This window comes from Streptomyces sp. rh34, from assembly GCF_002551245.1.
In the GTDB taxonomy this organism is placed as follows: domain Bacteria; phylum Actinomycetota; class Actinomycetes; order Streptomycetales; family Streptomycetaceae; genus Streptomyces.
Map to the genome: position 1 here is coordinate 1 of NZ_NTGZ01000457.1, position 2856 is coordinate 2856.

2 protein-coding genes are annotated in these 2856 nt (G+C 75.0%); one reads left to right on the top strand and one right to left on the bottom strand.

The features are described from left to right. Positions 1–7: 7 nt before the first annotated feature. Entirely contained in the window at positions 8–940 is a 933-nt protein-coding gene (locus tag CR470_RS37145; protein WP_097872118.1) for an NAD(P)/FAD-dependent oxidoreductase, read from the bottom strand. A 115-nt stretch (positions 941–1055) separates the two neighbouring features. On the opposite strand from CR470_RS37145, the gene CR470_RS37150 reads away from it, so the two are divergent. Continuing rightward, positions 1056–2693 carry an ABC-F family ATP-binding cassette domain-containing protein gene (locus tag CR470_RS37150; protein WP_097872120.1) on the top strand — a complete coding sequence of 546 codons (1638 nt, stop codon included), beginning with the start codon at positions 1056–1058 and terminating at the stop codon, positions 2691–2693. Positions 2694–2856 lie beyond the last annotated feature (163 nt).

Sequence of the window (2856 nt, forward strand, 5' to 3'; positions counted from 1 at the left end):
ACCCCGGTCAGCCCACCAGCGCCGCCGCCGCCCGCGCACACCCCCAGGCCACGGTCACGCCCGCGCCGCCGTGCCCGTAGTTGTGCACCAGCAGACCGCCGCCCGGCAGCGCCTCCGCCTCGATCCGCACCCCGGCCTCCCGCGCCGGCCGCAGCCCCACCCGGTGCCCGAGCACCCGGGCGCCGGCGATCTCCGGCCGGATCCGCGCACACCGCGCCACGATCTCCCGCGCCGTCCCCGGGTCGGGCTCCGTGCGCGGATCGTCCGCCTCGGCCGTACCGCCCAGCACCAGCCGGCCCGGCTGCGGGAAGAAGTACGTCGTCGCGGCCGACGCCGGATCCGCCTCGGTGTACCACTCCTCGATCCCCGGGTTCTCCACCGCGACCAGCTGCCCCCGCACCGGCCGCACCCCGGCGTCGGGCACCAGCGCGCGTGCCCCGAGCCCCGTGCAGTTCACCACCACCGGGCTCCGCCCCGCCGCCTCGGCGAGCCCCGTCACCGCCCGCCGCTCCACCGTGCCGCCCGCGGCCGCGAGCCGTCGCTCCAGCCACGCCAGATGGACGGGCATGTCCAGCAGCGGCAGCGTCACCCGCAGCCCTTCGGGCACTTCCACTGCGTCCTTCAGCCCGGCCGACCAGTCGCCCAGCGCCGCGAGCCGCTCCCCGGCGTGCAGCCCCGCCACCCGCCGTACGCCGGTCTCCTCCGGGGCGCCCGACAGCCCCTCGTAGACCGCCAGCGTCGCCAGCGACCAGTCGCCCACCCGCTCCGCGGGCTCGATCCGGTACGGCCACCACAGGGCACCCGCCACCGCCGACGTCGTCGCACCGGCCGCATCGCGCGACCAGACCCGCACCCGCAGCCCGCGCTCCGCCAGTGTCACGGCGGTGGTCAGACCGATGACCCCGCCGCCCACCACGATCACATCCGCCCTCACGGTCACTCCTGTCACATCGGTGCACCCGGTCGCTGCGTGGACGCTAACGGACACCGGAAACCGGAGGCCAGGGGTACAGGGCGCTGGGCATGGAGCGCCGGCGATTAGGATCGGCACCCTGATGACTGCCACCCTCGTCGCCAAGGACCTCGCCGCCGGACACGGCGACCGCACGCTCTTCGCCGGGCTCGACCTCGTCGTCGCCCCCGGTGACGTGATCGGTCTCGTCGGAGTCAACGGCGCCGGCAAATCCTCCCTGCTCCGGCTGCTCGCCGGGCTCGACCGCCCGGAGGAGGGCGAGCTGCGGCTCTCCCCGCCCACCGCCACCGTCGGCCACCTACCGCAGGAGCCCGAGCGCCGCGACGGGGAGACGGTGTCCGCTTTCCTGGCCCGCCGCACCGGCGTCGCCGACGCCCAGCGCACGATGGACGAGGCGACGGAGGCCCTGGTCGCGGGCGCCCCGGGCGCGGACGACGCGTACTCCGAGTCCCTGGAGCGCTGGCTCGCCCTCGGCGGCGCGGACCTGGAGGAGCGGGCCGAGCAGGTCGCCGCCGAGCTGGGCCTGACCGTGGGCCTCGACCGGCCCATGACCGCGCTCTCCGGCGGGCAGGCGGCCCGCGCGGGACTCGCCTCGCTGCTCCTCTCCCGCTACGACGTCTTCCTGCTCGACGAGCCCACCAACGACCTCGACCTCGACGGCCTGGAGCGCCTGGAGCGCTTCGTGTCCGGCCTGCGCGCGGGCACGGTCGTCATCAGCCACGACCGCGAGTTCCTGATGCGCACGGTCACCAAGGTGCTGGAGCTGGACCTCGCCCAGCAGCAGATCAACCTGTACGGCGGTGGCTACGCGGCCTACCTGGAGGAGCGGGAGACCGCCCGCCGGCACGCCCGGGAGGGCTTCGAGGAGTACGCCGACAAGAAGGCTTCCCTCGAAGCGCGCGGCCATATGCAGCGTTCCTGGATGGACAAGGGCGTCAAGAACGCCCGCCGCAAGGCGACCGACGGCGACAAGCTCGGCCGCAACGCCCGCAGCGAGGCCAGCGAGAAGCAGGCCGCGAAGGCCCGGCAGACCCAGCGCATGATCGAACGCCTGGACGTCGTCGAGGAGCCGCGCAAGGAGTGGGAGCTGCGGATGGAGATCGCCTCCGCCCCGCGCTCCGGATCCGTCGTCGCGACCCTGCGCGACGCCCGCGTGGCGCGCGGCGACTTCTCGTTCGGCCCCGCCTCGCTCCAGATCGACTGGGCGGACCGCGTCGCCATCACCGGGGCCAACGGCGCCGGCAAGTCCACGCTGCTGGCCGCCCTGTTGGAGCGGCTGCCGCTGGACTCAGGGAACGCCACCCTCGGTTCGGGCGTCGTCGTCGGCGAAGTGGACCAGGCCCGAAAGCTGTTCCTCGGAGCGCAGTCGCTGCTGGACGCGTTCTGCGCGGCCGTGCCCGACACGGAACCGGCTGAAGTCCGCACCCTGCTCGCCAAGTTCGGCCTCCGCGCCGACCACGTGATGCGGCCCGCGACCAGCCTGTCCCCGGGGGAGCGCACCCGCGCCGCCCTCGCCCTGCTCCAGGGCCGGGGCGTCAACCTCCTGGTGCTCGACGAGCCGACGAACCACCTGGACCTGCCCGCCATCGAGCAGCTGGAGGCGGCCCTGGAGACGTACACGGGCACCCTGCTGCTGGTCACGCACGACCGGCGGATGCTGGAGGCGGTCCGTACGACCCGCCGCGTCGAGGTGGCGGACGGCCAGGTCAAGGAAGTCTGAGCACGGTTACGGGGACGGGGGCGGGCCGCACGCGGCGACCCGCCCCCATCCGCTGCGTTCAGCGCCCCCGGCCGCCCCGCTTCGGGTCGGTCAGACCGGCCCGCCGCAGCGCGTCCGCCATCGCGCTGTTGGCCGGAGCAGGGGCCCCCTGGCCCTGCCGGGA